At 44.5% G+C, this 2,395-nt stretch carries 4 protein-coding genes; all 4 read right to left on the bottom strand.

Annotated features, from left to right (window positions below; translation table 11 throughout):
* On the bottom strand, window positions 1-567 hold a 567-nt coding region (locus MRT15_RS11555), incomplete at its 3' end, for a radical SAM protein (protein WP_304330394.1).
* Window positions 568-1,089: 522 nt separating this feature from the next.
* Window positions 1,090-1,443 carry an aspartyl protease family protein gene (locus MRT15_RS11550; protein WP_304330393.1) on the bottom strand — a complete coding sequence of 118 codons (354 nt, stop codon included), beginning with the start codon at window positions 1,441-1,443 and terminating at the stop codon, window positions 1,090-1,092.
* 109 nt (window positions 1,444-1,552) lie between these two features.
* Complete coding sequence (locus MRT15_RS11545) at window positions 1,553-2,032, bottom strand: PaREP1 family protein (protein WP_304330395.1); 480 nt, start codon at window positions 2,030-2,032, stop codon at window positions 1,553-1,555.
* A gap of 126 nt (window positions 2,033-2,158) precedes the next feature.
* On the bottom strand, window positions 2,159-2,395 hold a 237-nt coding region (locus MRT15_RS11540), incomplete at its 5' end, for a pyridoxamine 5'-phosphate oxidase family protein (RefSeq protein ID WP_304330392.1).

Here is a 2,395-nt window from a genome sequence, read left to right as displayed (position 1 = left end):
ATAATACTTGACATGGCTGGATAGGCTAAGCCAGAGGCGGGGGATTTCACTTAGATTAGCTGGATGTATAACCGTGTTCACACCCACATTTGCTCCAGCCCTACTTAAATGTTCAACAGCCTTCACAGCTTTGACTTGCGTTCCAGTTACGCCGCGCATGAAGTCATGGGTGGCTTGGAAACCGTCAATGGAGACAATCACGTAATCAAAGGTTTTGGCAAGCTTCTTGGCAGTCCACTCATCCACAAGTGTGCCATTAGTGTTTATGGATGTGGCTAAGCCGTAATCCTTGGCGAGCGTGGCGAGACTGTAAATGTCACGCCTCAATAGGGGTTCACCGCCACTGAAGCCCAATGCAGGCACACCATATTCACATATGATTTTCACAGCCCTCAAAGCCTCCAACCCACCCAACTCACTCACCCTCACACGCCAATTACTGCAGAAGCTACACCTAAGGTTGCATTGGAATGTGACATTATAGTATGCGGCAAGAGGCCTACATCTACCCCTAAACTTGGCATCTAGATATGCACCTACAACCCTAAGCATGCTCCTAGCTGACATGTGAACACTCCAAAAATACTATGCCAAATGCAGCCACATAAGACTTACCAATTTTTGGCTCGCACCTATTCCATACATGATTACCCTCCTCCCTCCAATGTGAGGGAAGTATTTGAGGACTATTATCCCGCTTGGAGGGCCAACGTGATCATGCCGCCCTTAACATCGTTGAAGGTTGCCCCCATAAGAAGTGGAGCATTATTTATTAATCTTACAGTCTGCTTAACATGCACCATAACTAGCTGTCTTCTTTGATTGGAATCAAGATTTAGAGAAATATTAATGAAATGTGTGAGAGAGCATGAGATGTATACAGCTATTCTCAACGATATGATTATTGCCAAAATGGGGGTGGCATAGTTTTTGTTACAGACGAAATATCGGTGGAATCGCTGAGGAACGCTTACCCCGAACATGGAAACCATCCATAGAGGAACTCCAACAAAGAAACATTATAGGTGGAATGCTTAAGAAAGCGTGAATGGGAATATCATCAGAATTTGATAGTCAATGGTGTGCCGATTAGACGTAGAGCATGTAGTATTCTGTCTTCTCCACCCTCCCCGTTGATGGGTCTACCCTAAGACCTAAAGTTTCTAGAGTGTCAACGCCTATTACAGGCATAGCATCTTTGAATGCCATAATCCTTATAGGACCCTTTCTACCTTCAATCTCAACTTCAGCCACAAACATTTTAGCCTTAACAATTCTACCATCACCAAGCTTCAATTCAACTTCAAAGGGTGTTTCAATAAAGTATTTCTCAGCTAAATTGAGGGGCATTACCGTGAAGGAAGCCCCAGTATCCACCAGTATCCTATCAACCTCCAACACATCCTTACCCCTAAACCTGGCACCCACAAATATGTGACCCATACCCTTAACCCCCTATATAACAGAAACTCTCCCATTAATAAAAGCAATCATGAATTTCAGCTAAGCAAAACATCCAATTGAAACCAATTTTCCAACAAAGAACATTTTATTATAAGAGTTTCCTCAGTTTTCCAATGAACCCCTTCACATCTTCTATGGCGTATTTCACGTCTCTCAGGGTCATCCAGTTTTCATAGAAGTTTTGGTGGAGATTGTTGGCAGCCCACCACATACGCCTCAACCCTCCATCCCCAAGTTTCTCAACAAGCCCATCCACATACCCCCATAAGCTAGCATGACTCCCTAGCTCCAACCCCTCCCTAGCCGCTACAGCTTTAACCATCTGGGAAGCCGCCACCCAACCCTTCTCCGAAGCCTGCACATAATCACCCTTAACCAGAAACCCCTCCGCCTCCCTCAAAAATTTCTCAGCAAGCTTAAGGTGAAGCTCAACTTTCTCACTGGGGTCTAGGGGGATATTGAGAGCCTTCGAAAGAACTTCCACAGTAAACTCTTCTATGGACACACCCCTCCTTAAAGCTTCCCCCCTCAACTTTTCAACAAGCTTTCCACTGAGAAAATCGAACATCACCCTTGATATCACCATATCAAGATAAGGGCTGAAGTAAAATAAACCTTGCCACATCATTAAATTACAGTTAGGTTTCCAATAGAGATTTAGATGGCATCCCGCAATCCCACTTGAAAAGAGGGGTCACTCATTCTTCCTCCCAGTAATCTCTTCAATGATTATTTCGCCAACCTCCACCCCACCAATCATGGATTCATCCAAAGGCTTCGCAACCCCATTTGGGTCATACTTCTCCATCATCAACCTCAAAACCCTTAACTTCTCCCCTAAATCAACTATGAAGTGGACTCTACCAAAAACTAGTACACTGCGGTAATGCATGGTGAACTTGCATGGCATTTCTGAGGGGACTAAGCGATA

Origin of the sequence: Candidatus Culexarchaeum yellowstonense, assembly GCF_024707025.1 — an archaeon.
GTDB lineage: Archaea > Thermoproteota > Methanomethylicia > Culexarchaeales > Culexarchaeaceae > Culexarchaeum.
Note: the sequence above shows the minus strand (reverse complement) of the source record. Positions and strands in the feature narration are given on the sequence as shown.

Coding starts and splice junctions, on each gene's coding strand:
- MRT15_RS11545 (WP_304330395.1), bottom strand. CDS start 2,032: ATGTTCGATTTTCTCAGTGGAAAGCTTGTTGAAAAGTTGAGGGGGGAA.
- MRT15_RS11550 (WP_304330393.1), bottom strand. CDS start 1,443: ATGGGTCACATATTTGTGGGTGCCAGGTTTAGGGGTAAGGATGTGTTG.